Annotated in this window: 24 protein-coding genes and 3 tRNA genes; 7 read left to right on the forward strand and 20 right to left on the reverse strand. The window is 58.2% G+C overall.

Going from position 1 to position 25,544, the window contains the following annotated elements:
- Positions 1–12: 12 nt before the first annotated feature.
- The 3 genes from HHJ06_RS08450 to thiD form a co-directional block, all read right to left on the reverse strand.
- Positions 13–1,395, reverse strand: coding sequence for an SLC13 family permease (locus HHJ06_RS08450; protein ID WP_215428910.1), 1,383 nt, complete (start codon positions 1,393–1,395; stop codon positions 13–15).
- A 298-nt stretch (positions 1,396–1,693) separates the two neighbouring features.
- Positions 1,694–1,966, reverse strand: a complete 273-nt coding sequence (locus tag HHJ06_RS08455) for a hypothetical protein (protein ID WP_180972225.1) — start codon at positions 1,964–1,966, stop codon at positions 1,694–1,696.
- Between the two features lie 199 nt (positions 1,967–2,165).
- Positions 2,166–2,954, reverse strand: coding sequence for a bifunctional hydroxymethylpyrimidine kinase/phosphomethylpyrimidine kinase (thiD, locus tag HHJ06_RS08460; protein WP_215428911.1), 789 nt, complete (start codon positions 2,952–2,954; stop codon positions 2,166–2,168).
- A 112-nt stretch (positions 2,955–3,066) separates the two neighbouring features.
- Here thiD and HHJ06_RS08465 point away from each other — a divergent pair, with 112 nt between their 5' ends.
- Positions 3,067–3,546, forward strand: a complete 480-nt coding sequence (locus tag HHJ06_RS08465; protein ID WP_215428912.1) for a hypothetical protein — start codon at positions 3,067–3,069, stop codon at positions 3,544–3,546.
- On the opposite strand, the gene HHJ06_RS08470 is transcribed toward HHJ06_RS08465, so the two are convergent.
- Positions 3,543–4,580: a tetratricopeptide repeat protein gene (locus HHJ06_RS08470; protein ID WP_215428913.1), complete on the reverse strand. Its 1,038-nt coding sequence runs from the start codon at positions 4,578–4,580 to the stop codon at positions 3,543–3,545. The two genes, HHJ06_RS08465 and HHJ06_RS08470, sit on opposite strands and share 4 nt — an antisense overlap.
- A gap of 174 nt (positions 4,581–4,754) precedes the next feature.
- On the opposite strand from HHJ06_RS08470, the gene HHJ06_RS08475 reads away from it, so the two are divergent.
- Complete coding sequence (locus tag HHJ06_RS08475) at positions 4,755–5,492, forward strand: hypothetical protein (protein WP_215428914.1); 738 nt, start codon at positions 4,755–4,757, stop codon at positions 5,490–5,492.
- 14 nt (positions 5,493–5,506) lie between these two features.
- Here the strand turns inward: HHJ06_RS08475 and HHJ06_RS08480 are convergent, their stop codons facing one another.
- Positions 5,507–6,769: a hypothetical protein gene (locus HHJ06_RS08480; protein WP_215428915.1), complete on the reverse strand. Its 1,263-nt coding sequence runs from the start codon at positions 6,767–6,769 to the stop codon at positions 5,507–5,509.
- Positions 6,770–6,890: 121 nt separating this feature from the next.
- On the opposite strand from HHJ06_RS08480, the gene HHJ06_RS08485 reads away from it, so the two are divergent.
- Positions 6,891–7,421 (forward strand): DUF805 domain-containing protein, encoded by a 531-nt coding sequence (locus tag HHJ06_RS08485; RefSeq protein ID WP_215428916.1) that lies wholly within the window; start codon positions 6,891–6,893, stop codon positions 7,419–7,421.
- Here HHJ06_RS08485 and HHJ06_RS08490 read toward each other — a convergent pair.
- Complete coding sequence (locus HHJ06_RS08490; protein ID WP_215428917.1) at positions 7,369–9,324, reverse strand: Eco57I restriction-modification methylase domain-containing protein; 1,956 nt, start codon at positions 9,322–9,324, stop codon at positions 7,369–7,371. The genes HHJ06_RS08485 and HHJ06_RS08490 overlap by 53 nt on opposite strands.
- A 290-nt stretch (positions 9,325–9,614) precedes the next feature.
- Between HHJ06_RS08490 and HHJ06_RS08495 the strand changes: the two genes are divergently transcribed.
- On the forward strand, positions 9,615–10,100 hold the full coding sequence (locus HHJ06_RS08495; protein WP_215428918.1) for a hypothetical protein: 486 nt from the start codon (positions 9,615–9,617) through the stop codon (positions 10,098–10,100).
- Between the two features lie 115 nt (positions 10,101–10,215).
- Here HHJ06_RS08495 and HHJ06_RS08500 read toward each other — a convergent pair.
- The 3 genes from HHJ06_RS08500 to HHJ06_RS08510 all read right to left on the reverse strand — a co-directional run bounded on the left by HHJ06_RS08500 (position 10,216) and on the right by HHJ06_RS08510 (position 10,522).
- Positions 10,216–10,291: transfer RNA gene (locus HHJ06_RS08500), tRNA-Lys, on the reverse strand.
- Between the two features lie 38 nt (positions 10,292–10,329).
- Positions 10,330–10,405 (reverse strand) — tRNA-Lys (locus HHJ06_RS08505).
- A gap of 42 nt (positions 10,406–10,447) precedes the next feature.
- A tRNA-Thr gene (locus tag HHJ06_RS08510) sits at positions 10,448–10,522 on the reverse strand.
- Between the two features lie 194 nt (positions 10,523–10,716).
- On the opposite strand from HHJ06_RS08510, the gene HHJ06_RS08515 reads away from it, so the two are divergent.
- Positions 10,717–11,214, forward strand: a complete 498-nt coding sequence (locus HHJ06_RS08515; protein WP_215428919.1) for a hypothetical protein — start codon at positions 10,717–10,719, stop codon at positions 11,212–11,214.
- Positions 11,215–11,382: 168 nt separating this feature from the next.
- Here HHJ06_RS08515 and HHJ06_RS08520 read toward each other — a convergent pair whose 3' ends face one another.
- Entirely contained in the window at positions 11,383–12,168 is a 786-nt protein-coding gene (locus tag HHJ06_RS08520) for an SDR family oxidoreductase (RefSeq protein ID WP_215428920.1), read from the reverse strand.
- A 58-nt stretch (positions 12,169–12,226) separates the two neighbouring features.
- A complete protein-coding gene (locus tag HHJ06_RS08525; RefSeq protein ID WP_215428921.1) occupies positions 12,227–13,477 on the reverse strand; it encodes a hypothetical protein in 1,251 nt (416 codons plus the stop codon).
- 210 nt (positions 13,478–13,687) lie between these two features.
- On the opposite strand from HHJ06_RS08525, the gene def reads away from it, so the two are divergent.
- Positions 13,688–14,332 carry a peptide deformylase gene (gene def / locus HHJ06_RS08530; RefSeq protein WP_215428922.1) on the forward strand — a complete coding sequence of 215 codons (645 nt, stop codon included), beginning with the start codon at positions 13,688–13,690 and terminating at the stop codon, positions 14,330–14,332.
- 94 nt (positions 14,333–14,426) lie between these two features.
- On the opposite strand, the gene tdh is transcribed toward def, so the two are convergent.
- A complete protein-coding gene (gene tdh / locus HHJ06_RS08535) occupies positions 14,427–15,464 on the reverse strand; it encodes an L-threonine 3-dehydrogenase (protein ID WP_215428923.1) in 1,038 nt (345 codons plus the stop codon).
- Between the two features lie 261 nt (positions 15,465–15,725).
- Here tdh and glgP point away from each other — a divergent pair, with 261 nt between their 5' ends.
- The gene (glgP, locus tag HHJ06_RS08540) at positions 15,726–17,390 is read left to right on the forward strand and encodes an alpha-glucan family phosphorylase (RefSeq protein ID WP_022396089.1); all 1,665 of its coding nucleotides are present in this window, start codon (positions 15,726–15,728) and stop codon (positions 17,388–17,390) included.
- Between the two features lie 122 nt (positions 17,391–17,512).
- Here glgP and HHJ06_RS08545 read toward each other — a convergent pair whose 3' ends face one another.
- The 8 genes from HHJ06_RS08545 to trmD form a co-directional block, all read right to left on the reverse strand.
- Entirely contained in the window at positions 17,513–18,286 is a 774-nt protein-coding gene (locus tag HHJ06_RS08545; RefSeq protein WP_215428924.1) for an ion transporter, read from the reverse strand.
- A gap of 8 nt (positions 18,287–18,294) precedes the next feature.
- A complete protein-coding gene (locus tag HHJ06_RS08550) occupies positions 18,295–18,654 on the reverse strand; it encodes an arsenate reductase family protein (protein ID WP_215428925.1) in 360 nt (119 codons plus the stop codon).
- A gap of 153 nt (positions 18,655–18,807) precedes the next feature.
- Positions 18,808–20,214: an MBL fold metallo-hydrolase RNA specificity domain-containing protein gene (locus HHJ06_RS08555; protein WP_215428926.1), complete on the reverse strand. Its 1,407-nt coding sequence runs from the start codon at positions 20,212–20,214 to the stop codon at positions 18,808–18,810.
- A 605-nt stretch (positions 20,215–20,819) separates the two neighbouring features.
- Entirely contained in the window at positions 20,820–21,119 is a 300-nt protein-coding gene (gene tatA / locus HHJ06_RS11875; protein WP_215428927.1) for a Sec-independent protein translocase subunit TatA/TatB, read from the reverse strand.
- 57 nt (positions 21,120–21,176) lie between these two features.
- Positions 21,177–22,604, reverse strand: a complete 1,428-nt coding sequence (locus HHJ06_RS08565; protein ID WP_215428928.1) for a tetratricopeptide repeat protein — start codon at positions 22,602–22,604, stop codon at positions 21,177–21,179.
- Between the two features lie 18 nt (positions 22,605–22,622).
- On the reverse strand, positions 22,623–24,338 hold the full coding sequence (locus tag HHJ06_RS08570; RefSeq protein ID WP_215428929.1) for a pseudouridine synthase: 1,716 nt from the start codon (positions 24,336–24,338) through the stop codon (positions 22,623–22,625).
- A gap of 207 nt (positions 24,339–24,545) precedes the next feature.
- Positions 24,546–24,701 carry a small basic protein gene (locus HHJ06_RS08575; RefSeq protein WP_012419301.1) on the reverse strand — a complete coding sequence of 52 codons (156 nt, stop codon included), beginning with the start codon at positions 24,699–24,701 and terminating at the stop codon, positions 24,546–24,548.
- A gap of 122 nt (positions 24,702–24,823) precedes the next feature.
- Positions 24,824–25,543 (reverse strand): tRNA (guanosine(37)-N1)-methyltransferase TrmD, encoded by a 720-nt coding sequence (trmD, locus tag HHJ06_RS08580; RefSeq protein ID WP_215428930.1) that lies wholly within the window; start codon positions 25,541–25,543, stop codon positions 24,824–24,826.
- Position 25,544: the final 1 nt, after the last annotated feature.

The following is a 25,544-nucleotide window of genomic DNA, read 5'->3' on the forward strand; positions in this document are numbered from 1 at the left end:
CCACTCTCCACCCTACATCCAGAAGATCCACGCCCAGAAGGCCTTGACGAAGATGAGCACTCCGTCAATCAGCAAGCCTACCTTGACCATGGTCATCTGGGGGAATTTCCCCGTGGCATAGGCCAGGGCGTTGGGCGGCGTGGATACCGGGAGCATGAAGGCGCAGGAAGCGCCTATGCCCACCAGAAGCACCAGCGGCGTGGCGGACATTCCCATGGCGGCGGCCACCGTCACCATCAGGGGAGCCACCAGGGCAGCACTGGCCGTATTGGAGCAAAATTCCGTGAGTGACGAGATGAAGACGCTGATAATGAGCAGAATGACAAGGGGGTTCTGCCCCATGGCAATGGCGGATACCTGGTCCGCAAGAAATCCGGCCGCGCCTGTCTGGACGAGAATACTGCTGAGCGTGATGCCGCCGCCGAACAGGAGCAGAACGCCCCAGTCCGTATTTTTGGCAATGCCGCCCCAGTTGATGACTCCGCACAGGGGCAGGAGCACTGCGGCGCACAGCGCAATGAGCGTATCCATGGCCGGAATGCCGCCCAGCGCGGCGGAAAGGAAGCTGCTGCACATCCAGCTCCCCGCCACCAGCACGAATAGGACCAGCACGCGCACCTGTTTGGCATTCAACCGCGCGGCGGATTCCTCACTGTCTTCCGGGGTCATGTCCACATGCAGGCCCAGCCGCGGCCGGAAGAACAGGTACATCAGGAAGAAGACAATTACCCCGAACACCAGGACAAGCGGCATGGCAATCCGGAACCATTCCGCAAATCCCATGCCGAGCTCATGCGCCGCAATGGCATTGGGCGGGGAGCCTACCAGCGTTCCCATGCCGCCAATGGAAGCGCTGTACGCCACTCCCAGCACGGCAAAGGGAGCTGTGGTCTTGAGTTTTTCCGGAGGAATACGGTCCAGCAGGCCGATCACCAGGGGGAGCATCATGGCCGCCGTGGCCGTGTTGGACATCCACATGGAGAGGAAGGCCGTAGCCAGGAAGATCAGCACCAGCGCCATGCCCAGGCTTCCCCGGGCCATTTGAAGAATTTTCCCCGCCAGCCAGATGTCAATTTTCTGTTCATGAAGGGCACCGGCCATGGCAAAACCGCCAAAGAACAGAAAGATGGTGGGATCAGCAAAACCTGCCAGCGCCCTGGCTCCCGGAAGAATGCCCATGAACATGGCAAGCACCGGCACCATCAGGGCGGTTACGGTCACGTGCAGGGCCTCCGTCAGCCACAGGATGCCGATGAAGGTGAGTATGGCCAGCCCCCTGGCTACTTCCGGCTCCACGGGGAGCCACTTGAGCATGGCCAGGAAAAGAAGCACGTCAAATGCAATGATGATGTAATTGCGGTGCCCCTTGGCGGTGTCTGTAGTACGATGGCGCATATTTGAGAAAACAAGATGGTGTTATTTCTTTTTGTACGCCTCCGGGCGATAGAGTCAATATCATTCCGGAAGACCCCAGAAGAAGCCTCGTTTACATGTCATGAACCGGGGAAGAAGACGCCATTCAAAACCCCTCCCGTGCCTTCCCGGCGCGGGAGGGAAAATCCCTCCTCCCCTGCCCTTGACCCTTTTGAAGGCAGGAGGGTTCCGGGTATGCAAAAAGCCGCCACGCAAATACGCGGCGGCTTGTGAAAACTGTTTGATTGACGCACGGAGGGAGAAACCTCCGCCCGGGCAATTATTCAGCGGCGGGTTCGGCGGCCTTCTTGGCAGCCGGCTTTTTGGCGGGGGCCTTCTTAGCTGCGGGGGCCTTGGTTTCAGCCTTCTTGGCGGGGGCCTTGGCCGCGGTCTTTTTGGCGGGAGCTTCCTTGGCGGCAGGCTTGGCGTCCTTGGCAACGGGAACGGCCAGACGAATAGGCGTATTGGAATTCAACTTGGACTGTTCCTTCTTACGCTTGATGTATTCAACACGTCTGCGGCGCTTGGTGACTTTGCGGATTTGCTGTCCCATAGTGATAATTGCTATGATATTTACTAATTTTTAAGAGCTCCATGTGGCACATGGGCGTGGATACAACTACCAACCCCGCATGCCATACGCAAGCACAAAGCATTATTAAGGCACAGAAAGACCTCGGCACTCCCTGCTTTTCCCAACCGGGCCCCGGTAAACGGAACGGAGGGAAGCAGCGCGGAAAGGAGACGGCATTCTACCACAATTTCAGCGCGTCCACCCGTACCGGATGTTCCCACCGCAGGTGGTCCCGGATGGCGGCGGCAATGAAGTCCAGGCCGCGTTCCACCGCCGTGGCCAGCCCGTCCCCGGCGGCCAGCCGCGCCGCAATGGCGGCGGAGAGGGAACAGCCCGTTCCATGGGTGCTCACATCCTGCACGCGCGGACGGTTCCATTCCCCCAGAATGCGGCCGTCCGGCCCGGCCAGCACGTCCCGGCAGTCTCCTTCCAGATGGCCTCCTTTTAAAAGAACAGGGCACCCGTACCTGAGGGCCAGCCGCGCGGCGCACTCCGGCAGTTCATCTCTCCCGGGATTGGCGGAACTCCGGAGCAGGACGGCGGCTTCATCCAGATTGGGGGTCAGCAGGGCCGCGCCCGGCAGCAAAAGCTCTTCATAAACGGCTACGGCCTCTTCCCTCATCAGGCGGTCTCCCGCCGTAGCGATCATGACAGGGTCCACCACCACGGGAATATCCGTGCCGGAAAGCACCTCATGCACCGCACGGACAATGGCCGGAGAATACAGCATGCCCGTTTTTACGGCGGTTATGGGAAAATGCTCCAGATTAATCCTCACCTGGTCCGCGACCAAGGCCGGGTCCACCTCCTGAATGCCGCGCACCAGCCCCGGCACCTCGGAAACGACGCAGGTGACCGCCGTCAGCGCAAACGCCCCCATGGCATGGGCCGCCTTCAGGTCCGCCTGAAGTCCGGCCCCGGCGGAACAGTCTGAACCGGCAATCGTCATCATTACGGGAATACTCATGCCCCTGTTTTTAATCGGGAGGAGCGGCATTGAACATCCAAAAATCCGCGCACACCGCCTCAATGTCACAAATCCGGGTGGGAAAATGCCGCCGGAATGCCACAATCCGCCCATGACCCACGCCGCCCCAGCCCCGGAAGAGCAGGAATTCTGGCTTTTTATTCAGAATGAGCCCCTGCCCGTGGCGGAGGAATTGCAGAAGAACATGTTCCGCCTGGACGCCTGCTTCCGTCTGAACCTTTCCGGCGCGCCGGAACATGCTCCGGAGCATGTGCTGGAAGGAGAATACCTGGACGAAGAGGGGGAATCCCAGCTGGACGTGTTCTGGGTCATGGAGACGGACGACGCCCGGCAGGCGTTCAAAAGGGACCGCGCGGCCCTCCAGCAAATAGGGAGCCGCACCAAAATGCTGCGCTTCATACTGGAGGATGAATGCGCCCTGGGCCACGTTTTCGCCATGATCCACGCCATTCTGGAACACCGGGACGGCCTGCTGGTCATCCCGGACGGCCAGGGGAACATTATTCTGGAACGCAAACAGGCCCTGGATTTCCTGAACCGTGAGATACGGGAAGGCATTGCGGAAGACTAGCGTTCCTCCGTCCGCGGCGCGGAGGCCCCCTCCCGCTCCGCATTCAACTGGAGCGCCTTCTTTTTCCAGACTTCCGCCATGTCCGCATCCTGCCTGGTTCCCTTTCCGGTGCTGTAGCAGACGGAAAGCATCAGCATGGCGTTGACGTGGTCCTGCCCGGCGGCCAGCCGGAGCCAGTTGAATGCCTTTCCCTCGTCCACGGGAACGCCGGAACCATCCAGGTACGCCAGGCCCACGATGTACTGGGCATGGGCGTCCCCGGCGGAAGCCGCCTGTTCATACCATTTCATGGCGCGCTCCATGTCCTGCGGCACGCCCTCCCCCCTGGCATAAAGGTTCCCCAGGTACACGGAGGAAGGCGTATTGCCCCCGTTGGCGGCCTTTTCCAGCAGCACCAGTCCGGAGGCGGCATCCTTGTCAAAGCCCATTTTCCCTTCCATGTAAGCCCGGCCCAGCAGCCCCATGGCCGCAGGGTGCTCCTCATCCGACGCCTTGTGCCACAGCTCCAGCGCCTTGTTCGGGTCCCGGTTCACCCCGTCTCCCTTGAAATACATCATGCCCAGCATGTACAGGGCATTTCCCCGCTGGCTGCCGGGGCGTGCCAGCCCGTATTCAAACCATTCCCTGGCCGCCGCGGCGTCACGCTTGATGCCGGTTCCGTACAGGTACATGGCGCCGATGACCGTTTCCCCGGAATATCCGGACCCGGCCTCCGCCACGGAGTCACACCAGGCGCGCACATCCAGCGGGTGCGCCCAGCCGTTCTGCAATCCCTCCGCGTACAGGGCGGCCACATCATTGAGAGCCTTCACCTGCTCCTTGTCATTACCCTTCTTATGGGATGCGGCGGAGGCGGCGTCCAGACGGTCCTTCCATCTTCCGGCCTCCCCTTTTTCCGCCTTTTTCGCGGCAGGTTCTTCCCGCTCCCCGGCAGGGGCCCCCTGTTTTTCCCCGGAGACGGCCTTGCGGTCACACCCGCACCAGAGAAGGGATACGGAGGCGGCCACACACCCGGCAACAATTTTTTTCATCATGCCCATCACCATAGGACAGGCGCACGGGCGTGCCAAGAAGAGAAATGACGGAAATACCGCCTCCGGCACACGAAAACGCGCAAAACGCCGTCATGCGCCGCAGAAACGGGATTTTCTCTTTTATCATTGAATATTTCCCCTCTTTTTGTTTTACTGAAACCAGTTCAACCACTAATGAAATTTGCACCGCGCCTGTATCTCCTGACGTGCCTGGGCCTGGCGTCCCTGGGATGGTTCTGTGGCGGAGCTTCCGCGACGGAACTGCCTGTAAAGTACATTTTTGAACTGTCGGACGAGCCGGTAAAGGTCCGTCCCGGCAAAATAGACACCAAGAGCGTTTTCTTCCCCAAATACGCGCGCGGCACCTCTCCGGAAGCCCTCAAACGGCAGGCAGCCCTGTTCCATTCACAAATAAGGCACACGGCTCCCAAAAGCAGCCCCGCCATTGATATCCACATGAATGACGACAGGATGGAAAGGGACGGCAACGCCCTGTCCGGCTATGAATTCCACCACACGGACGACCGGAAGGAAACGGTCATCACCACCGAACCGCCGGACGAGGAAATCTGGCTGAACGACGGCGACCCGGACAGCCCCTTCTTCCACACACCCCGTTCCGCCACCAACACGGAAATCCGTGAAATATCCTCGCCGTCCGACGTCTGGCCCGCCTGGAACGAAGCGGAGGTCAACCTGAACATGAACCTTCAGGAGTCCGCCCCGCGTCCCTTCGTGATCCAGCCGGCTCCGTCCGGGGCCATCCGCACCATCATCAAATCCTTCAACGGAGCCGTTTTTGAAGCGGACGCGCAGCCCATGCATCCCGTGTGGGACCAGCTGCCTCCGGGCTATGTGCCTATTCCGGCGCTACCCGCCTACCAGCCCACCGTACTGAGAAAATTACAGTAGGGCCGGACGGAAAATCAGAACTTGAAACGGACGGCGCCGAATACGCTCCAGCCGTTGAACGCCTTGGCCATTGCGGAATCCACCCGGCTGGTGACGTACTCCACCGCCAGCATCAGCTTCACCGCATTGACCGCTTCCGGGCACAGGTAGCAGTTCAGCCCCAGGTAAAAGGAATGCATGCTGTCCACCCACCCGGGATAATGGGTGACGCTGGGAGCGTACCGGGTGTTCAGTTTCACGGAACGGTTGCCGAACGAACACTGGTACTGGAATACGCCTTCCAAATGGGGTGAAATCCGGTAAACGGGCTGAAGAACCAGGCCGTACACATTCTTGGCGCCCGGCTGGCCCACAATCCCCACGCCCGCCAGCAGGTTTCCCATCACGGAAAAAGCCCCCCGGCTGGCATCCCAGCTCAGGGAAATAACGTCCTGGGCTCCCGTTCCGCAGTAATCGGAAGTGGAAGGAATCTTTCTTCCCCGCCATTCCGTAAAATTATGCGCGTACTGGTAACCCAGGGTCTGGCTGTCCCATGCGGGGGACGCCACCTTCCATTTCATGGCGTTCAGGGCAAACACGTTGTCTGCGGAATGGAACTGTATTTCATCCTTCAGGTCCGTGCCGTTCGCATTCAGATAAATGCCGTAGGAATGGTACAGGCTCCTGGCGTTCTTCTGGAAATTGGCCTCCAATCCCCAGTTGGAGATGGGAATCAATTCATTGCACAGGGCGGACCTCTCCACCGTCTTGATCCGGGAGGATGCCAGGCAGTATTCGGACGTCAGGTGCGGAGTCAGCTTCCCGGCCCTGAACTTGACGCCGGGCACGGTCTTTTCCAGATAAAGTTCATACAGGGACCACTCCGTGCGGCTGCCGGTCCATTCCCCGCGCACTTCACGGTGGCGGCCCTCCAAGTCCCCCACGTTCGTCAGGTTGGACAGGCGCCAGGAGCCGTCCCCCATCACAACATCCCCGCCCAGGTAGGCGCGCCGCCACTCGCTGTTATGGCCGCCGGAGGAGGGGCAGAACTTGTTGGCCCCGTTGGAACTGACGGCGGCCGTCTGGTACTGGCCGATCAAGGTCAGCTTCACTTTTCTAATCCAGGAAGAATCACTCCGGTACAGAACGGGGCCGCGGTCCAGCACACGGCACAGGGACGGAAGGGGCGCGCCCGGCACCGACTGGGGCTGCGTTATTCCCACGCCGGCCTCCGCTGCGGAAAAAGCGGCGCACCAGCAGACGGCAAACAGGCCGTTTCTCAGAAAAAGAGACTTCATCACAGCATCAACAACAGGTTGCAGGACGGACACCTTAAGGGGGCGTTCCTGAAAATCAAGCCCGGATGTTTCTTTTGCCATTGCAGTTTTCCCGCGGGACGTGCTATGAAAACGGGCAGACATGAATACCCAAACGCGCCCCTCCCTCTGGAAATACTTTATCCTGTGCCTCACCAGGAATTACTGCTCCTTCTCCGGAACGGCCCCGCGGCGCGAATTCTGGGGCTTCTACCTCTTTCTGTACCTCTTCTCCCTGATTTTCGGCATAGCCGCCGCAGTCCTCTTTGCGGCGGCGCTGCCGTGGGGGGAGCTGAAAGGAGTACATGACCAGGCTCAAATGCAGGCCATGCTCTTTCCGCACATCGCCTCCTTCGTCCTCGTCGTGCAAATCATCATGATGGCCTTCTACCTGCCCATCTGGGGAGTCACCATCAGAAGGCTCAGGGACGCGGGATTCAGCACGGCATGGGGTTACGGCTACATGGCGCTGGGCATCATCGGCCTGCTTAACTGGGCTGTGCTGGACCGCTTCCAGTACGAGGGCGGCCCCGTGACGCAGTTCCTGGGCATCCTTTCCTCCGCTTACTGGCTGCTGCTCATCATTCTGGCATGCTTCCCCTCCCGGCCTGCTGCGGAGGACACGCCTGAATAACCACTTCCCGCTCCTGCGGGGAAAGGCCGTAAATATCTTCCACCAGCCTGTTCATTCGTTCATCGTCCTCCGGACAGTAGGAGGCATGCAGGGCCCCGGACAGCCTTTCCGCCTCCTCAAGCATGTCCGGATGGGGCACGCGGACGGGGGCCCGGAGGATAGGCGCCGTATCCATCTGGAACGCATCCCCCTGCATTTTCCCCCGCAGGCGGAACCAGAACTGCATCAGCCTGGAATTCAACAGGGCCGCCAGGTACTTCATGCTCACGCGCTCCGTACGGATTACGTTAAAGGACATCATCACGTACGCTTCCCGTTCCGTGTAGGTGAACGTGGGCCGCGCACATTTGCGGGCGGCGAGAATTTTGGGTCCGGATAAAAAGAACTCCTCCCTTCTGGGCCAGTGCACATGGTAATACTTCATGCGGCCCATCCTCGTTTCCCTGCGGCGCTCCATCAGGGGGCGGAACCTTTCCAGATGGCGAATCAGCGTCACTGCCTGGTCCGAGCCATTATCCGGGGTCAGGTACAGCAAAACCTTCTCCGGCTCCTTCAGGGAATACCTGCCTGCCAAGACAGGCTCATACAGGGGTTTGAGAAAACGCCGTTCCCGTTCCGGCAGCCCATGGAAGTAATCCCGCGGAACCACAAATACCCCATCCCCCCTCCGGATTCCGGAGCGGAGCGCCGCTTCCGGCTCCAGGCTCTCCAGCGCACGGGAGGAAACAACGTCCGGATTCGGTACAATCCCCTGGGTGATTTCCTTACGGCCATCCAGCCTGAAATTCCCGGCAGCCTCCATCTTTTCCAGAACGGCCCATTGGGCGGCAGAGCAAAAAGACAGCCCCTCCTCCACGCACGTCCCGGCATCTTCCGGCAGAGGAAACTGACGGTAAGGCTCATGTTTCAGAAATGCGTCCACTTCTTCCATGGGACCGCAAAAGCGCCGGTATTCCGGAACCAGCGGACCGGCTCCGCCTCCCCTCCTTTCCGCCAGAATGGTCATGGTATGGACCCGCGCGTTTTCAAACACCCGGCAGGCCCCGAAATCCGACAGGCGCAGCAAACTGCAATCCGCCAGCAGCTTGCGGCGCAGGGGAGCCGCCCCGGCATTCGCCATCCACTTGTTGGGGACAACCAGGTGCATTACTCCCCCCGGCCTCAGGGCATCCAGGCCCACACAGGCGAACACGTACCAGTAATCCATGCGGGAAGAACAGAAGGAGGCCAGAGGAGAGGATTTCAGCCGGGCAAACAGCTCCCTGTTTCCCTTTTCCCCGACAAAGGGGGGATTTCCGATGACAAGGTCAAAGCCCCCGCCCTCCATCACCGCGGCAAGCCCCTGCCGCCAGACGCCGCCCGCGGTCAAATCCAGGCTGTCCCCGCACAGGAGATGGTCCCGGAAAACGCCCTCCCCACCCGCGGCCAGCAGCGCGCATTGAAAACGGAAACGGGCCACGTCCAGAGCCTCCGGAGAAATATCCACCCCGTAAATATTCTCTTCCAGAATGGAGCGGATTAAATCCGCTTCCGGACATTCCGGCTCCAGGCGTTTCCTGCGGCGTACAAGCTCCTGAAGCATTCCCATGGCAAATGCCCCGGCCCCGGTGGACAAATCCAGAACCCGGATATTTTTCAGCAATGCGGCTTCTTCACCACTCCCGTAGTGCGGCAATCTGGAATCCAGCCAGAGGGACACCGCCGCCCGCACCATCCGGCGTACCAGGAATGCCGGGGTATACACAGTCCCGGAGCGGGGGGCATCCGCCAGGGAGCGTTCCAGCAAACTCCCCAGTACGGACGGGGTGACAGCGCGGAAATCATCTTCCTCCCGCAGGGAAAACGCGAACCCTTCCGGGAGAAGGCATTCATCCCCGGCGCACCGCTTTAACAATTTTCCCATGAGCGCCGCTTTCAACCGCTCCCATACTTCAGGGCAGCTCCCGCCGCCTTTCTCCGGCAGGAAACACCGGGCCATGAAACACTCCTGAACGCTGCGCTCCTTCACTGCCGTATTCCTACACCACCCAACTCTTCCACGCAATCAAAAGGGGCGGTATCCCAAAATCCCGGCGGGGAGCCGCTTCAGGCACCGGCCTTGTTTTATTACTCTGGAAAATGAGCTGTTATCATGTATTCTCGGCACAATATTGACGGTACCGGCCAATCCCCGGCAACAGAATCACCAACCCCATGAAAAAAAACCTGTTCAAAAGATTTTTCCTGATTACATTAATTATTTTAATCCCGATCTCAATTATTCTGTTTACAAAAAACAACCGCGTCCATATTCAAATTGAACTAACGTCTGGAGAAACTGTTTTTTCCGGAGATGTAGCAGTGACTCAAAACCCGTATTTTTTAAACTTCTCTTCTGACAACATCAAGGAATTCCTGGCGGGAAATGACATTAGGGACGCGGATCAAATAACCATTCGCCATGACGGCCATATGATTTACCAGGGGTATAAAGGCTATCTCAGGCCGTTAGACGGTTCTCAACAATGGGGGCTGCCCGGCAGAGTTATTAAAGACGGCAACATCCTGGCCGACATGTTCGCCATTTCCCATTATTACAATGGCCATATTTTCGACGAGCCGTATTCCAACCAGTACTTTCTTGAGATGTCATGCGTGGATGAAAATGACCCTTTCCCCATGTACGGGGAAAACCCGTAACCGGCAGCGCGGGGATACAGGAATAAACGGCTGCAAACATCCGAATTGACGGAACAAACCGTTTTTTCAAACAAAGTCCGGCTTGCTGAGGGCAAAGCCGGACTTAAAAAAGAAGTGGTACCCCGTCACGGGCTCGAACCGTGGACAAACTGATTAAGAGTCAGCTGCTCTACCAACTGAGCTAACGAGGCACTTGAATGCAGTGGCGTTCCTTGCCGGAACAACCGGATGGTACCCCGTCACGGGCTCGAACCGTGGACAAACTGATTAAGAGTCAGCTGCTCTACCAACTGAGCTAACGAGGCATGTATCCGGCAGTTCCCCACGATGTGTTCCAACTCTGAAGATGGAGCCACTGGTCGGAATTGAACCGACGACCCACGCATTACGAATGCGTTGCTCTACCCCTGAGCTACAGTGGCATCGCGAGAAGCGCGGAGGTAAGTAACCATAACAGCCCCCTTTTAGCAAGTCTTTTTTGCAATAAGGCCGTTTTTTTGCGCCTTGAATCCGGAATTGGAGACAAGCGCGGCGGTTGACAGTAGAAGAGCTTGCATAGGAGGAGGAAACATGGTGGAGTTCATGTCCTCAAAGAGCTTTACTTTCCTTACTTATCATGAAGGCATATTACATTTTCCAGCAGGCGGACGAACAGACCATCAGCGACATTCTGGACTGGATGCGCAACCAGGAACGCGCCATTTACCGCGCCGCCGTACGTGAACTGGGCGCCCTGAAAAAGCTCCGCCCGGAGTTCATCCAGCGCAAGCCCCTGAAGGAACAGTTTTCCTTCATCCAGAAAATGCTGGGATGGAAGCCCAGCAATGAAATAGGCGACCACCTGCTCCAGGTCTGGCTCCTGCGCAAGCACCAGGACATGCTGGTTACCTTCCTGAACACGCTGGGCATCCCCCATGACGGCAACGGCATTGTCAACGAACTGCCGGAAACGCTGGACAAGGAAAAGCTTTCCAAAGCCGTGGACGAATTGTTTGAAAAGTACTCTCCCGGCGTGGCGTCCGTATACCTTCAGATGTTCCAGCTCCAGACGGAAGACGGCTGGGATGAACTGGCCGAGGTCCTGGCGAACGATCCCCGCGTCACCATTCGCTGATTTTTATCATCCTGCTCCCGTGAAGGGAATATTGGAGCCGCTCCGGAAGGGAGCGGCTCTTCTTATTTTACATTGACTGTCAGTCAATATACTGCTATCTGCGGCAGTACCCTATGAAACGTTTCCTCCTCCTGCCGGCGGCATGCCTGCCGCAGCCATTACCTGCCGTCAGGAGGAAACACCGTCCGGCGGCTCCGGACGGAACGTCCAGCCCTCATCCCCGTGATACACCATCATGCGGGTCATGCCGCCGTCAATGACCAGGTTTTCCGCATTGACGAAGCCGGAACGGCAGAGGAAGAAGACAGCCTGGACAATATCCTCCGGCGTTCCGGCGCGCCCGGCAGGATGCTGGAGCGCGTCTTCCCGTGACAGGGGCCCGAATGCCCCCGTATCAATCCAGCCTGGGCTGATGCTGTTCACCCGGACGCCGAAGGGAGCCAGGCTCATCGCGAGGGCGTGGGTCAGGGAGACGAGGGCGCCCTTGGCCGCACTGTAGCTTTCCGTGTCCTTCTGGGACATGGAGGCGCGGGTGGAGGCGATGTTGATAATGGAAGCGCCGCGGGAAAAATGATCACGGAACAGAAGGCTGAGCAGGTAGGGGGCGGAGACGCCCACGCGCAGAACTTCATTAAAGTCCTCATAAGAGCAGCCGGAAAGAATGCCGCGGCGCGTGATGCAGGCATTGTTCACCAGGACATCCACATGAGCGAAGTGGTCCAATACCTTTTCCGCGAAAAAACGCACGTCCTCTTCCGCTCCCGCATCCCCCGTCACGCAGAGATGGCCCTCTCCCGGCAGTTCCTCCAGCAGGGCGGCCGTTTCCTCATGCCTGACATCCAGCACTGCCAGCCGTGCGCCTGCCGCGGCATACGCCTCCGCGATAGCGCGGCCGATGCCGGAAGCGCCGCCCGTCACGACCACAACGCGGCCGGAAAAATCAATATCCGTCATGGACCGATTTTCCTGTTCCACCGGTGGATGTCAATAGGCTCTCTCCGGCATGCCACTCTTACTGCGTGTACATCACGTAGCGGTAAAAGCCCATGGCGCGGGAAAGAAGCGGAGAACGGCTCACCACGTCCGTCTCCACAATGAGATGGGCCATAGTGCTGGAAACAGCCATTTCCGCATCCTCCGCCCGGCGGCTGATCCGCTCCATATCTTTGGTTTTCACCATGTTCATCCGTCCGGATTTCTGAAAAATATCAACAACGTAGCGCAGCCTTTTCAGTTTGGCCACCACTTCCACCACCTCCATGGCGCGCTGGTCCGCCGTCGCGGGGTCCTTGATGCCCCCCAGGAGAAACTGGACTCTCTCCAGGCACAGGCAGAATTCCTCCATGGTCATGATGGGGTCCGCCCAGAATTCCTGAAAATCCATCAGCCTGGGCTGTTCCATTTCAAGGCTTACCACCGCTTTCTGCATGGCGGGGGAATCGTACATCCTGACAGTCGCCAGCTTCAGCAGGACCCGGAACGCCCGTTTGCGGTCTTCATCCGCCTTCCTCCTCATCTTCTCCAGCCCGTTATGGTAGTACCGTTCAAATCCGGGAATCCATGTCCTGTACTCCTTTTCCAGCCGGCTGATATTGCCCACCTGCTCCTTGACCATGCGGCCCTGGAGGGCTACGGACACGGCATAGGCTTCCGCCGCCACTTTATTATCAATCCCTTCCAGCATGTCCACCATGGCGGAATACTGGTCCAGATAAGCTTTCAGGAACGGCAGAATCCTGTCGTTCAAATACTGGGCCATTCGTTCCTCCGTCAGGTTGAGCCCGTACTTTTCCAGCCCCTCCCGGATCAGGCCGGAATCATAATACCCGAGTTGATGAATCTTCAGCAATCCCTCCATCATCCGCTCGTGGGCCTGGTCCACACGCTCCTGAAGAATGGAATGAAAGGCGGGATGCTCCTTCCGGGACTCTTCATGCACACGCGGGTTCAGGATCATCAGCCGCCCGCAGTTCATGTCGTAAAGCTTCAGCCTTTCCGTCAGGCGTCCCAGCTCCTCCATCGCGGCTTCTCCCATGGCGCGGTCCTGAATGGAGGCGACCAGATCCGTCATCTGCTCCACATCCTTCAGGCGCAGGGAAAGGAGCTCTTCATAAGATTCCACCGGGGAAAGCTTTCCAGAGTCGCCTTCTTCAACGTATTCCGGCTTATCCTCCTTATCCCCGCAGGAAGACAGCGCCAGCAGGCACGCCCCCCCCGACAGCGTTAAACTTAAAAACAGGGAAAAACGGGGACTGAGCTTCATAGGAAAGTGGCGTTGACGAGGGGATTCTGCCCCCACCCGCATCGGGCAACAGAATTACCGTAAGAAAGCGGCCCCAAAGTGCAAGGCCTTTTCACTTCATCCGGAAAAAACATTTCCGCAGGCTTGAAGCGCGGAAATGTTTTTTTAATATCATGAACGCTCTTCTGAAAGAGGAGGTCTCACCTTATTACCCACTCCATCATACCTGCCGTGATTCTTAACATTCTTCAGTACGGGCATCCTCTTCTGCGGGAGGAATGCAGCCCGGTAATCCATATCAGCAGCGACATTCTTTCTCTTCTGGACGACATGCAGGAAACCCTGGCCCAGGGGGGCATAGGCCTGGCCGCTCCGCAGGTGGGAAAGCCCATCCAGATGGTTACCATCAATATCCCCGCCACGGATACCACCACTACCTGGCTGGAGGTAGACGGGCGCCCGGCTACGCTGGAACAGATCATGCCCCTGAATTTCATCAATCCCGTTCTGCACCCCTTCGGCAAAAAAGTGCCGTACCGGGAAGGCTGCCTGAGCATCACCAAGGTTTACGCGGACATTATGCGCCGTTCCTGCGTGAAGGCCGTTCTGACGCTGATGGACGGGCGTACCGTGACCATCAAATGCAACGGGCTGCTGGCCCGCTGCCTGCAGCATGAGGCGGACCACCTCCATGGCGGCCTGTTCACGGACCTGGTTTCCCCCCAGGACCATGACAAGGTAGTGCGCAGGCTCAAGCTGACCCACCCGGACGCCTTTGAGGAAGACGATGACAGCTACGCGCGCCGCATGAAGGAGGAGCGCCGCGCCCACGCCCGTGAGGCCCATACGCCGCTCCCGCCCAGAAAAACGGCCTGACGTTCCGCCCTATTCCGCCACCCAAAAAAATGCCCCGGCTTTCCACATGGAAAAACCGGGGCTTTCGTTAACATGGTAAAAAAGGCCGGGCAGATCAGACAATCCAGTCCAGAACCACCTTGCCGGACTTGCCGGAATTCATGGCTTCAAAGCCTTCCCGGAATTCCGTGTAAGGCAGGCGGTGCGTGATGATGGGCGCTATGTTCAGGCCGCTGCGGATCATGGAATCCATCTTGTGCCAGGTTTCAAAGATTTCACGGCCATAAATGCCCTTCATCTTCAGCCCCTTCCAGATAAACTTGTTCCACTCGATGCTGGAACCGTCCGGCTGGATGCCCAGCAGGGAGATGTTGGCCCCGTTGCGGGAACTATCGATAATGTCTTTCAGGCAGGACGGAGCGCCGCTCATTTCCAGGCACACGTCAAACCCTTCCGTCATTTCCAGCTCCTTCATCACGTCCTCCAGTTTTTCACGGGTCACGTTTACGGTGCGGTCCGCGCCCAGCGTCTTGGCCAGGCTCAGGCGGAAATCATTGATGTCCGTAATAACTACCGTTTTGGCGCCGGCCTTCTTGCAGACGGCGGCGGCCATGCAGCCGATGACGCCCGCACCCGTAATCAGGACGTCCTCGCCCACCATGTCCCAGGAGAGGGCCGTATGGACGGCGTTGCCCAGGGGGTCGAAGATGGAGGCGATTTCCATCGGAATGCTCTTGTGGATGCGCACCACGTTGTCCTGGGGAATGGAAAGATACTCCGCAAAGCAGCCGGGCCTGTTCACGCCCACGCCCTTCGTGTTCGGGCACAGGTGCTTCTGGCCGGAACGGCAGCTCCGGCAGTGGCCGCAGACGATGTGGCCTTCCCCGGAAACGATCTCCCCGGGCTTGTATTCCGTCACGGAAGAGCCTACGGCTTCAATCACGCCGCAGAACTCATGGCCCACGTGCATTCCCACGGGAATGGTCTGCTGGGCCCACTTGTCCCAGTTCCAGATATGAAGGTCCGTGCCGCAAATGGCTGTTTTATGAATTTTAATCAGGACATCGTTCGGGCCGACTTCCGGGATGGGAACATCCATCAGTTCCAAACCGGGGCCTGCCTGCGTTTTTACAAGAGCTTTCATGCCCCTCATTCATGCTCTTTTTCCCCTGCGGCGGCAAGCTCAAAATTCACTTCCGGAGCGCCGGAAAACAAGTGCCGGAACGTGGCGGAACGCCCTTCCCCGGCCGTGCCGCTCCAGTACGGAAAAACTACGGAAAGGATTCTCCGGAAAGGCATTCCTGTTCAATCAACAATTCAGACACACACGCATTTTGCCCTTTCCAATATTGCCGAACCATGATACCAAGGCATACAGGTTCACCCGTTGAACGCTTACTCCATTTACAGAATCATGGCGAAATCATTCTTACCCACCATTTTCGAACATCCGTATGAAATCGACCCCAAATACGGAAAAAGCGTAGCGTACTTCTCCATGGAATACGCCATTGACAATTCATTCAAAATCTATTCCGGCGGCCTGGGCTACCTGTCCGGCTCCCACATGCGCAGCGCCCATGACCTGCGCCAGAACCTCGTAGGCGTCGGCATCCTGTGGAGCTACGGCTATTATAACCAGATCCGGGCGGAAGACGGCTCCATGGCCACGCAGTACATGCGCAAGAACTACCCGTTCCTGGAAGACCACAATATCAAATTCCTCATCCACGTCTGCGGCGCGCCCGTCTGGGTAAAGGCCTATTTCCTGAATCCGGAAACCTTCGGCACCGCCCCCATGTTCTTCCTTTCCACGGACCTGGAGGAAAACGACGAGGAAAGCCGCAACATCTCCCGCCGCCTGTATGACGCCAACGGCTTCACCCGCATTGCCCAGTATGTGCTGCTCGGCAAGGGCGGCGCCCGCCTCTTTGACGAACTGGGCATTGAACCGGAAATCTACCACCTGAATGAAGCCCACGGCCTGGCCGCCGCCTTCCACGTGCTTGCCAAGACCGGCAGCGTGGAGGAAGTGCGCAAGCGCTTCGTCTTCACCACGCACACGCCGGAGGAAGCCGGCAACGAAAAGATGGACGTGAACACCATGAACACGTTCTCCTTCTTCGACGGGCTCTCCATGGAACAGGTGCGCGCCGCCGTAGGCCTGACGGACAACACGTTCAACTATACGCTGGCCGCCCTGCGCCTTTCCCACATCGCCAACGGCGTTTCCAAGCTCCACGGCGAAGTTTCCCGCCAGATGTGGAAGGATTATGAAGGCGTATGCCCCATCATCCACATCACGAACGCCCAGAACCAGAAATACTGGCAGGACCCGGAACTGGCGGAAGCCTTCCAGGCCCGCAACAAGGAAGCCTTCATCCGCCGCAAGCGTGCCCTGAAGAAAGCCCTCTTCCGCATGGTGGGGGAACAGACGGGCCGCGTCTTTGACCCGAATTGCCTCACCATCGTCTGGGCGCGCCGCTTTGCGGCCTACAAGCGTCCGGACCTGGTCACCGGCAATCCCACCATGTTTGAACGCATGCTCCAGCGCACCAACTACCCGGTGCAATTCATCTGGGCCGGCAAACCCTACCCGATGGACCACGGCGCCATTGAAATCTTCAACCGCCTGAATGACATGACGGCCAAATATCCCCGTTCCGCCGTCCTTACCGGCTATGAACTGGGCCTGAGCCGCTACCTGAAGAACGGGTCCGACGTGTGGCTGAACAATCCCGTGGTCACGCGCGAAGCCTCCGGTACCTCCGGCATGTCCGCCGCCATGAACGGCTCCATCTCCGTCTCCACCAATGACGGCTGGATCTGCGAATTCGCCAAGGACGGGGAAAACTGCTTCGTCATTCCGGAAGCGGCCCCCCACCTCTCCCCGGAAGCCCGCGACCGCTCCGACCGCGACAACTTCTACAACATCCTGGACGACAAGATTCTCCCGCTCTACTACGATCACAACGACAAGTGGATGGACATTGTCTTCAATGCGATGACGGACATCTATCCCGAATTCGACTCCGACCGCATGGCGGACCAGTACTACACGGAAATGTACAACAGCTAGGAAAACTCTTTTCCCGCTTTCATGCAACGGCCGCCCTTCCCTGTGGAAAGGCGGCCGTTCCTGTTCAGGCCTGTTTCAAAAATCCGGGGAACGGAGCTGAACGCCCCTCAGCAAGGCGCGGGCTATTTGGGCTCCTCTTCTTCACCGCCGGCGTCAATCGCAGACTTGTCCGCAGGGTGCTTGCGGCGGTGCGCAAAAATATTCTCCTGCTGCCACACGCGGGAAAAGGCGGACGTGATCAACCCCGTGGAAATGGCAATGATGGACACGGCTATGAACATGATCACCCCGGTAAAAATGCGCCCCATGGGCGTAATAGGCACCAGGTCGCCGTAGCCCACCGTACTCAGGGTCTCCACGGCAAACCACAGGGCGTCAAAAAAGGAGCGGAACTTCTCCGGCTGGGCGTCGTGCTCCGCAATGTAAATGCCCAGGGACGTAACGTACAGCATGAACAGGATCACGGAGAAGAACAGGAAGAACTCATCCCGGATCAGGTAAAAGGCCTTTTTAAAGCTGGCCGCGGTCTGGTTAAACCGGGCCAGCTTGAAGATGGCCAGCACGCGGACAATCCGCAGGGAATAAAGAATCTGCCAGTCCAGCCCGAAAAACATGCCCAGGAACGGCACGCAGACAATAAAATCCAGAATGCCCATGCCGCTGAAAATATAAGTCTTCCGCGGCTTGGCGCACAGCACCCGCAAGATATACTCAAACACAAAGAAATAGCTGATCCAGTAATTCACCTTGGCCGCAATGCGGCCTACCAGCGGGTGAACGTCCGGAATGGCATTCAGCGTGTACAGCATGAACCATACCAGGATCAGCACCCTGACGATGTTCTCCCAGGGGCCGAAATTGGCTGCTCCTTGCTTGGTGCGGGTAATCAGGGGCATGGCGGGAATCAGGAATGAAGGGCGGCCTTCCACTCGTCAGCCTTGAAACCGACGCAAATCCTCCCGTTGGTGATCAGAATGGGGCGTTTGACCAGCATGCCGTTGGTAGCCAGCAGCGCTATCTGGTCATCCAGGCTCATGCCGGGAAGCTTGTCCTTCAAACTCATGCTCTTGTAAAGCAGTCCGCTGGTATTGAAAAACTTCTTGGACGGCAGGCCGCTCTCTTCAATCCAGGTCCGGAGTTCCTCCGCCGTGGGGTTCTGCTCCACAATGTGGCGGTCCTCATAGGAAACGCCCTGCTCATCAAGCCATTTTTTGGCTTTCTGGCAAGTCGTGCACTTGGGATATTCAATAAACAAGGAAGACATACCTGCACGCTAGCCCCGCAAACACACCGGGTCAAGCGGCCAGCACAGCCATCCTGCCGTCATGACTTGATTGGAGCACGCCGGGCGCCTCCGCCATGAAAATGGCGACCCCTGAAAGAAACCGCCGCAGGAAGGCTCCGGCGCTCCGGAACGTCAAAGCACCATGGCGCTTCCCAGTTGCGCGATGGAAACGGGATTGGGCTGCCGTTCCCTGAGCGCCTCAGCCAGGGCGCGGGAGGCCTTCTCCTCCCCGTGCGCCAGAATGATATTCCTTTTGGGCCCTCCCGTCCTGTCAAAATATTCCAGCAACTCTCCATGGTCCGCATGGCCGGAGAAGGAATCCATCTCCCGTATCCTGGCCCGGACGGTGTACTGCTTGCCCAGAATGGGAACCTCCTTCCACCCGTCCATGATCTTGCGGCCCAGGGTATGTTCCGCGCAATAGCCCACAAAAAGGACCGTATTCTTCGGATTGCCGATGTTGTTCGCCAGATGGTGCAGGATGCGCCCCGCCTCACACATGCCGGAAGCGGAAATGATGATGGCCTGCTCACTCATCTTGTTCAGATTCTGGGATTCCCCCACGGAGCGGATGAGCCGCAACTGTTCAAAGCAGAACGGCTCCTTTTCCCGGAACAGGAAATCATACACCTCCTTGTTGAAGCACTCCGGGTGAATACGGAAAATCTCCGTGGCGCTCACGGCCATGGGACTGTCCACATATACATTCAGGAGGGGAAGCCTGCCTTCATGGTATGCCCGGTTGAACAGGTAAAGAAGCTGCTGGGTGCGCTCCACCGCAAAGGCGGGAATGTAAATGCGGCCGCCCAGGTCCAGAGCCTCCCGGATCACCCTGCAAAAGGCCTCGTCATCACGGGAGGGGGCTTCATGGAAACGGCCTCCGTAAGTACTCTCCATCAGCAGGATGTCCACATCCGGAACGGGCACGGGATCACGCAGGAGTTCATTATCCCCTCTCCCCACGTCTCCGGAAAACAGGAAGCGCTTCTTCCGCCCGTCTTCCCGGTCCTCAATATCCAGGCACACCTGCGCGGCCCCCAGAATATGGCCCGCATCATAAAACGTGAGCGTCACGCCCGGAACGACGGGGATGGAACGTTCATACCCGATATTCACGAACTGGCGCATGCACCGTTCCGCGTCCTGTTCGGAATAAGTAGGGTAAACTTCCGGCTGCTGAATGCCCCGGCGCTTATTCATCTTATTGATAAACGCGCAATCGTGCTCCTGGATGCGGGCGGCATCCGCCAGCATGATCTGGCAAAGGTCCCGGGTAGCAAACGTACTGTAAATATTCCCCTGAAACCCCTGCTTCACCAGATTGGGAAGATTGCCGGAATGGTCAATGTGCGCATGGGAAAGAATAACCGCATCCACCTCCGCCGGAGAAAAATAAGGAAAATCCTTGTTGATGTGCCAGGCCTCCTCACGCCGCCCCTGATACATGCCGCAATCCAGAAGAATCCTGCTCCCATTCACCTCCAGCAAATGCTGGGACCCCGTCGTCGTACCTGCCGCGCCGCAAAAATGAATTTTCATTAATACATGTGTACAACATGCCTCCGGTCAACGCAAGAAATCAGTGCCTTCCGGGATGATGAATTTCATATGCCCGTGCCCACAATTTCAAGTTCCCTGCATTGACTTTCTCCCATCACAATTCTTCATGCCCACGCTGCACGTTTTCCTTAAAAAATTCTTACCCCGCGGAGGGGGCCCTGAACCGGGAAAAGCAAAAAGCTGGTTGCCCTTCAAGAAAGGCCAAACGTAAAAATGGCCAGAAATGGAAGAAATCATGAAATAGACGGAGAAAGAGCTGCAATGAAATCCACTCTTCTTTCTATTTTCAATAATTCAATTCCTCATACTCTCCACGGCGAACCGGGAATAGACCGCCTTCCATCACCCCAAAAAGAATGATGGCCAATTCAGACAAGTTGTTCAAATCCATTCATTCCGGAAAGCCTTAAAAGCGGACTTCCATGCCCGTTCCACAAAAAATCAACGCAGCCGCCCATGAGGCTAATGCAGGATCATATGATTTCACCTTCACATCCGCCAGCCCGGCGGGATGCTTCAAGGAAATCCGCGGAAAAAGGATGGGAAAATCCCGCCAGGTTATGATTGCCGCGGCGCGATAGAAGTTATTTATCTTCCGGCTTGGTTTCCAGGGGCTTCTCCACTTCCACGTCAATGGGCTGGGAAAGCTCGGGAGAAGGACGGGACTCCGGCTTGGAGGCGGGAGCATCGCTCATGGTTTCCTTCTCCGTCTTCAGCAGTTCTTCTTCAAACTCGGACTTGGCCTTCTTGAATTCTCCCAGGCTCTTGCCCAGGCCACGGGCGAATTCCGGGAGTTTCTTAGCGCCGAACAGCAGGAAGACAATCACCAGAATGGCGATAATCTCCGGCGTTCCCAGTCCAAAAATTGCTAACGTGTTCATCATGGAGTGCTACGGTCTTTTTAACAGATTTTTTTCATGCCGGATACCTCATAATACGCTTCATGCGTCATCGGAGGATTCCTGTTCCTGTTTTTGCTGCTCCGCAAGCCTTCTGACGGCAAAACGGTGGAAACGCCAAACGACCAGGAAGATTACCAGGGAAAGCGCAGCCATGCTGCCCCACAGCAGCCAGAACGCGGCGGAGGCCGCCCCTTCATCCCCCAGTTCTCCAGCCTGGTTCCAATAATAATAGGACAGCACCGGATTCCAGGACAGGGAACTGCCGGGCAGAAGATGGAGCCGCGCCATGCGGTTCATGGCCGGCAGATAGGCCGCCTGGGCGGAGGCTTTCATCAGGGAATCCCCCTGCGCGTCATCGCCCCGTGTATAATACACCTGGGCCAGCATGTACATGGCCTTGGGGTCCCCCGTAGCGTCTGCCGCGCGCCGCAGCAGCCTGTAGGCTTCATCTGCATCCAGTTCCCCGCCTTTCCCGTTCTGGAGCAATTCCGCAGCCTTCAGGGCAGCAGGGGGGTAACCGATGGCGGCGGCTTCACGGTACAGGGCCAGCGCACGCGCCGCCTGTTCTGCGGAAGGGGTTCCTTCCATCAGCATATCAGCCAGGGCCGCCATGCTGTAGGGGTCTTTCCATTCCGCGCCTTTTTCAAACCAGTTGAGGGCTTTTTCCCGGTCAGGGGGCATATGCCTGCCGTCCCGGTACATCATGCCCAGTTCCATTACGGCACCCAGATCCTTCCGGCTGGCCGCCTTTTCAAACCATTCCACGGCCTTGGCCGCGTCCTGCGGGACGCCCAGGCCATCCCGGTACTTGAACGCCAGAAGCCCCTGCGCCGTCAGGTTGCCGCTTCCCGCTGCGTGGAGAAGGTACGGGACCGACTTTTCCGGAGAGCTGTCCGGAACCAGCTTCCGTTCATAAACAAGGGCCGCCCACAACGCCGCCTTGGAGTCACCGGCGTCCGCCTCTTTCCTCCACGTTTGAAGGGCTTTTTCATAATAGCGGGCTGCCGTTTCCTCATCCTTCGGACCGCCCGTTCCCCTGGAGGCCATTACAGCCACCTGGTACTGTGCCGCGGCATTGCCGCTGTCAGCGGCGCGGGCAAACCAATACCGGGCCTTTTCCAGATTCTTGGGATACAGGCGGCTGCCTGTATAAAACAGCTTGCCCAAATCCAGCATGGAATCCACGTCACCGCCATTGGCCTCCTTCTCTACCAGGGAAACGTATTCAGACATCCATTTGGACGTTTCCGGGGCATTTCCCTCCACATCATAGTGCACCGCCAGCTCCCGCGCGGCAGCCTTATCCCCGTTCAGGGCTTTCTCCCGGAGGCCGGACAGATAAGCCCCAAAATCCCCCTCACCGGCTGGCGCCGGGGAGGGAGCATCCTGAGATGCATGAAGCGGAGGCTGAACGAGGCACAGCCCCCACAATCCGGCAAGGAGCCACCATTTGCAATGCTTCTTCATACCGGAACAAGTCAATCATTAACGGCCCCTGTTTCCGCGGGAGAAACCGCCGGAGGACCTGCCGCCAAAGCCCGGTTTGCGAAAACCTCCTTCACGGCGCTGGAAACCTCCCTCGCGACGGTCTCCTCCGAAACCGCCTTCACGGCGCTGGAAGCCACCCTCACGACGGTCTCCTCCGAAACCGCCTTCACGGCGCTGGAAGCCTCCTTCGCGACGGTCTCCTCCGAAACCGCCTTCGCGGCGCTGGAAGCCTCCTTCACGGCGGTCACCTCCGAACCCGCCTTCACGGCGTTTGAAGCCTCCCTCGCGGCGGTCTCCTCCAAATCCGCCTTCACGGCGCTGGAAGCCTCCTTCGCGACGGTCACCACCGAATCCGCCTTCACGGCGCTGGAAACCTCCTTCGCGACGGTCTCCTCCGAAACCGCCTTCGCGGCGCTGGAAGCCACCTTCACGACGGTCACCACCGAATCCGCCTTCGCGGCGCTGGAACCCACCCTCACGGCGATCTCCACCAAATCCGCCTTCACGGCGTTTGAAGCCTCCCTCGCGACGGTCTCCTCCGAATCCGCCTTCACGGCGCTGAAAGCCTCCTTCGCGGCGGTCTCCTCCGAATCCGCCTTCACGGCGCTGGAAGCCTCCTTCGCGGCGGTCTCCTCCGAATCCGCCTTCACGGCGTTTGAAGCCTCCCTCGCGGCGGTCTCCTCTGAATCCGCCTTCACGGCGCTGGAAGCCTCCTTCACGACGATTTCCACCGAATCCGCGTTCACGGGGACGGAACCCGGAATCATCCCGAAGGTCTTCACCTTCCTTGATTTCATCCTCGTCCTCCGTATCCGCAAAGCGGGTCTTCATTTCCGGAGTAGGTTCATAAGAATCCCCGGCTTCAAAATCTTCCGGATTAAATACATAACCTTCATCGGAATCAGCGTTCTTCCCGCTCTGTTCTCCCTTGGCGGAAGTCCCGGCGACAAGCTGGGAAGCGCCCAGGTACTTGCGCTGGCGGGGAGGATTCTTCAGCAGAAGGGCTACATCCGCATCATCCAGGAATCTCCAGCTTCCGGGTTCCAGATCACCCCCCCACAGGGAACCGATGCGCACGCGCACCAGCTTGCGGACTCGGAGGCCCAGGCACTGGAACATCTGGCGCACCTGGCGCTTCAGCCCCTGTTCCAGAACAATGCAGGCACGGCGCGCGGAAGCGCGGCAGACGTACTTGGCCTTGGCATTGCCTTCCGGAATGCGGACTCCGCGCAGGAACTGCATCAGCACGGAATTGTCAAAATTCTGATCTACCGTCACCCAGTATTCCTTCTCAATCCCGCCGGTGGGGTGGGAAAGGGTCTGGGTCAGTTCCCCCTTGTTCGTCATGATCAGGAGGCCTTCGGAATCGGCATCCAGCCGTCCCACGTAATTCAAATGGCGCAGGCGCGGCGGCAGCAGGTCGTAAACAGTGCCTATGGCCCCCTGGGCTTCACGGCTGCATACGTACCCGCGGGGCTTGTTCAACAGCACCACGACTTCCTCCATGGGGGTCATGTGGCGGCCGTCCACTTTCACGAAATCTTTCTCCGTCACCCTCATTCCGGGCGTATCAATAACCTTCCCGTTCACTTCCACGCGTCCTTCCTCAATCAGTCTGTCGGCCACCCGGCGGGAATCAATGCCGCAGGATGCGAGGAATTTATTAATGCGGATACCTCCGTTTTCTTCGGAGCCATGTTGTTCTTCACTCATATTGGTATAATGTCCGCTATCTCAGCGGATGGTTTTGTATTGTTTGTATTACGGCAATTTGCGCCCCCAAAAAAAGAGGGAAGGCCTTCTTTGCCGGAAGAAAAAAGCCTCTCGGTTCATAGACATCCGAGAGGCTTCCTGTATTAGGAAAATGACTTGCCGTTCATAACTCCGCCGGGAAACTCTCCGGAGGGGGTAAAAGCAGGCTTAAGCTTCATGCTTGGTCTTCGGCAGGCCGAGGGGGCTTTGGCCCTTCTTCCATTCGCCGCGTTCCTTGAGAAGCTTGACGCGTTCAAAACGCTTCAGGACGGAACGCTTGCCGCCTACGGTACCGGTTGCTTTGAGGCTGGAATGCTTGGACATGATCTTGTGTTTTGTAAAAGGTTCAGAAAGGTGCTTTACACCACCCTCGCGGTGGCAGGCGAGGTCTTATAACGGAAGGCCCCGGTCTTGGCAAGAGAAATTTGACGCGCCGGTCAAATATCTCATTCCATGGCATCCTCCGGATGCGTCTTCAGCCACTCCCTCCATAAATCCGGACGGTTCAGCCGCGTACGCTCCAGGGACTTCCCGTGCTTCCACTTTTCAATGGCGGGGTGGTTGCCGCCCAGCAGAATGTCCGGAACGGCCAGCCCGCGGAACACGTTCGGCTTGGTATAGGCGGGAGCCTCCAGAAGACCGTTGGAAAAAGACTCCTCCACGGAAGAGCGTTCATCCCCCAGCACGCCGGGAATCAGGCGCGCCACGGCATCAATCACCACCACAGCGGCAATCGCCCCGTTCGTGAGAATATAATCCCCTATGGACAGCTCCACATCCACCAGTTCTTCCACCACGCGGTGGTCCACCCCCTCATAATGCCCGCAAAGGATGATGAGGTGGCCGCCGGATGCGGCCAGCTCCCCGGCCAGGGACTGATTGAAGGTGCGGCCCTGCGGAGTCATCAGCACCACGCGCGTCTCCGGCCTGCGGAGCTCCTCCACGGCGGCAAAAATGGGTTCCGGTTTCAGCAGCATGCCCTGCCCGCCTCCGCAAAGGTAGTCGTCCGTCTTGCGGTGTTTGTCCACCGTCCAGTCACGGATGTTATGGCAGCGCACCTCCACCAGCCCCTTTTCACGGGCCTTCCCCAGGATACTGCCGCCCAGGGGGGCTTCCACCATCTCCGGGAACAGGGACAGAACGTCAATAATCAGTTCAGCGGCCATA

Source organism: Akkermansia muciniphila (genome assembly GCF_018709685.1).
Classification (GTDB): Bacteria; Verrucomicrobiota; Verrucomicrobiia; order Verrucomicrobiales; family Akkermansiaceae; genus Akkermansia; species Akkermansia muciniphila_E.

Coding starts and splice junctions, on each gene's coding strand:
- HHJ06_RS08450 (WP_215428910.1), bottom strand. CDS start 1,395: ATGCGCCATCGTACTACAGACACCGCCAAGGGGCACCGCAATTACATC.
- HHJ06_RS08455 (WP_180972225.1), bottom strand. CDS start 1,966: ATGGGACAGCAAATCCGCAAAGTCACCAAGCGCCGCAGACGTGTTGAA.
- thiD (WP_215428911.1), bottom strand. CDS start 2,954: ATGAGTATTCCCGTAATGATGACGATTGCCGGTTCAGACTGTTCCGCC.
- HHJ06_RS08465 (WP_215428912.1), top strand. CDS start 3,067: ATGACCCACGCCGCCCCAGCCCCGGAAGAGCAGGAATTCTGGCTTTTT.
- HHJ06_RS08470 (WP_215428913.1), bottom strand. CDS start 4,580: ATGATGAAAAAAATTGTTGCCGGGTGTGTGGCCGCCTCCGTATCCCTT.
- HHJ06_RS08475 (WP_215428914.1), top strand. CDS start 4,755: ATGAAATTTGCACCGCGCCTGTATCTCCTGACGTGCCTGGGCCTGGCG.
- HHJ06_RS08480 (WP_215428915.1), bottom strand. CDS start 6,769: ATGAAGTCTCTTTTTCTGAGAAACGGCCTGTTTGCCGTCTGCTGGTGC.
- HHJ06_RS08485 (WP_215428916.1), top strand. CDS start 6,891: ATGAATACCCAAACGCGCCCCTCCCTCTGGAAATACTTTATCCTGTGC.
- HHJ06_RS08490 (WP_215428917.1), bottom strand. CDS start 9,324: ATGGGAAAATTGTTAAAGCGGTGCGCCGGGGATGAATGCCTTCTCCCG.
- HHJ06_RS08495 (WP_215428918.1), top strand. CDS start 9,615: ATGAAAAAAAACCTGTTCAAAAGATTTTTCCTGATTACATTAATTATT.
- HHJ06_RS08515 (WP_215428919.1), top strand. CDS start 10,717: ATGAAGGCATATTACATTTTCCAGCAGGCGGACGAACAGACCATCAGC.
- HHJ06_RS08520 (WP_215428920.1), bottom strand. CDS start 12,168: ATGACGGATATTGATTTTTCCGGCCGCGTTGTGGTCGTGACGGGCGGC.
- HHJ06_RS08525 (WP_215428921.1), bottom strand. CDS start 13,477: ATGAAGCTCAGTCCCCGTTTTTCCCTGTTTTTAAGTTTAACGCTGTCG.
- tdh (WP_215428923.1), bottom strand. CDS start 15,464: ATGAGGGGCATGAAAGCTCTTGTAAAAACGCAGGCAGGCCCCGGTTTG.
- glgP (WP_022396089.1), top strand. CDS start 15,726: ATGGCGAAATCATTCTTACCCACCATTTTCGAACATCCGTATGAAATC.
- HHJ06_RS08545 (WP_215428924.1), bottom strand. CDS start 18,286: ATGCCCCTGATTACCCGCACCAAGCAAGGAGCAGCCAATTTCGGCCCC.
- HHJ06_RS08550 (WP_215428925.1), bottom strand. CDS start 18,654: ATGTCTTCCTTGTTTATTGAATATCCCAAGTGCACGACTTGCCAGAAA.
- HHJ06_RS08555 (WP_215428926.1), bottom strand. CDS start 20,214: ATGAAAATTCATTTTTGCGGCGCGGCAGGTACGACGACGGGGTCCCAG.
- tatA (WP_215428927.1), bottom strand. CDS start 21,119: ATGATGAACACGTTAGCAATTTTTGGACTGGGAACGCCGGAGATTATC.
- HHJ06_RS08565 (WP_215428928.1), bottom strand. CDS start 22,604: ATGAAGAAGCATTGCAAATGGTGGCTCCTTGCCGGATTGTGGGGGCTG.
- HHJ06_RS08570 (WP_215428929.1), bottom strand. CDS start 24,338: ATGAGTGAAGAACAACATGGCTCCGAAGAAAACGGAGGTATCCGCATT.
- HHJ06_RS08575 (WP_012419301.1), bottom strand. CDS start 24,701: ATGTCCAAGCATTCCAGCCTCAAAGCAACCGGTACCGTAGGCGGCAAG.
- trmD (WP_215428930.1), bottom strand. CDS start 25,543: ATGGCCGCTGAACTGATTATTGACGTTCTGTCCCTGTTCCCGGAGATG.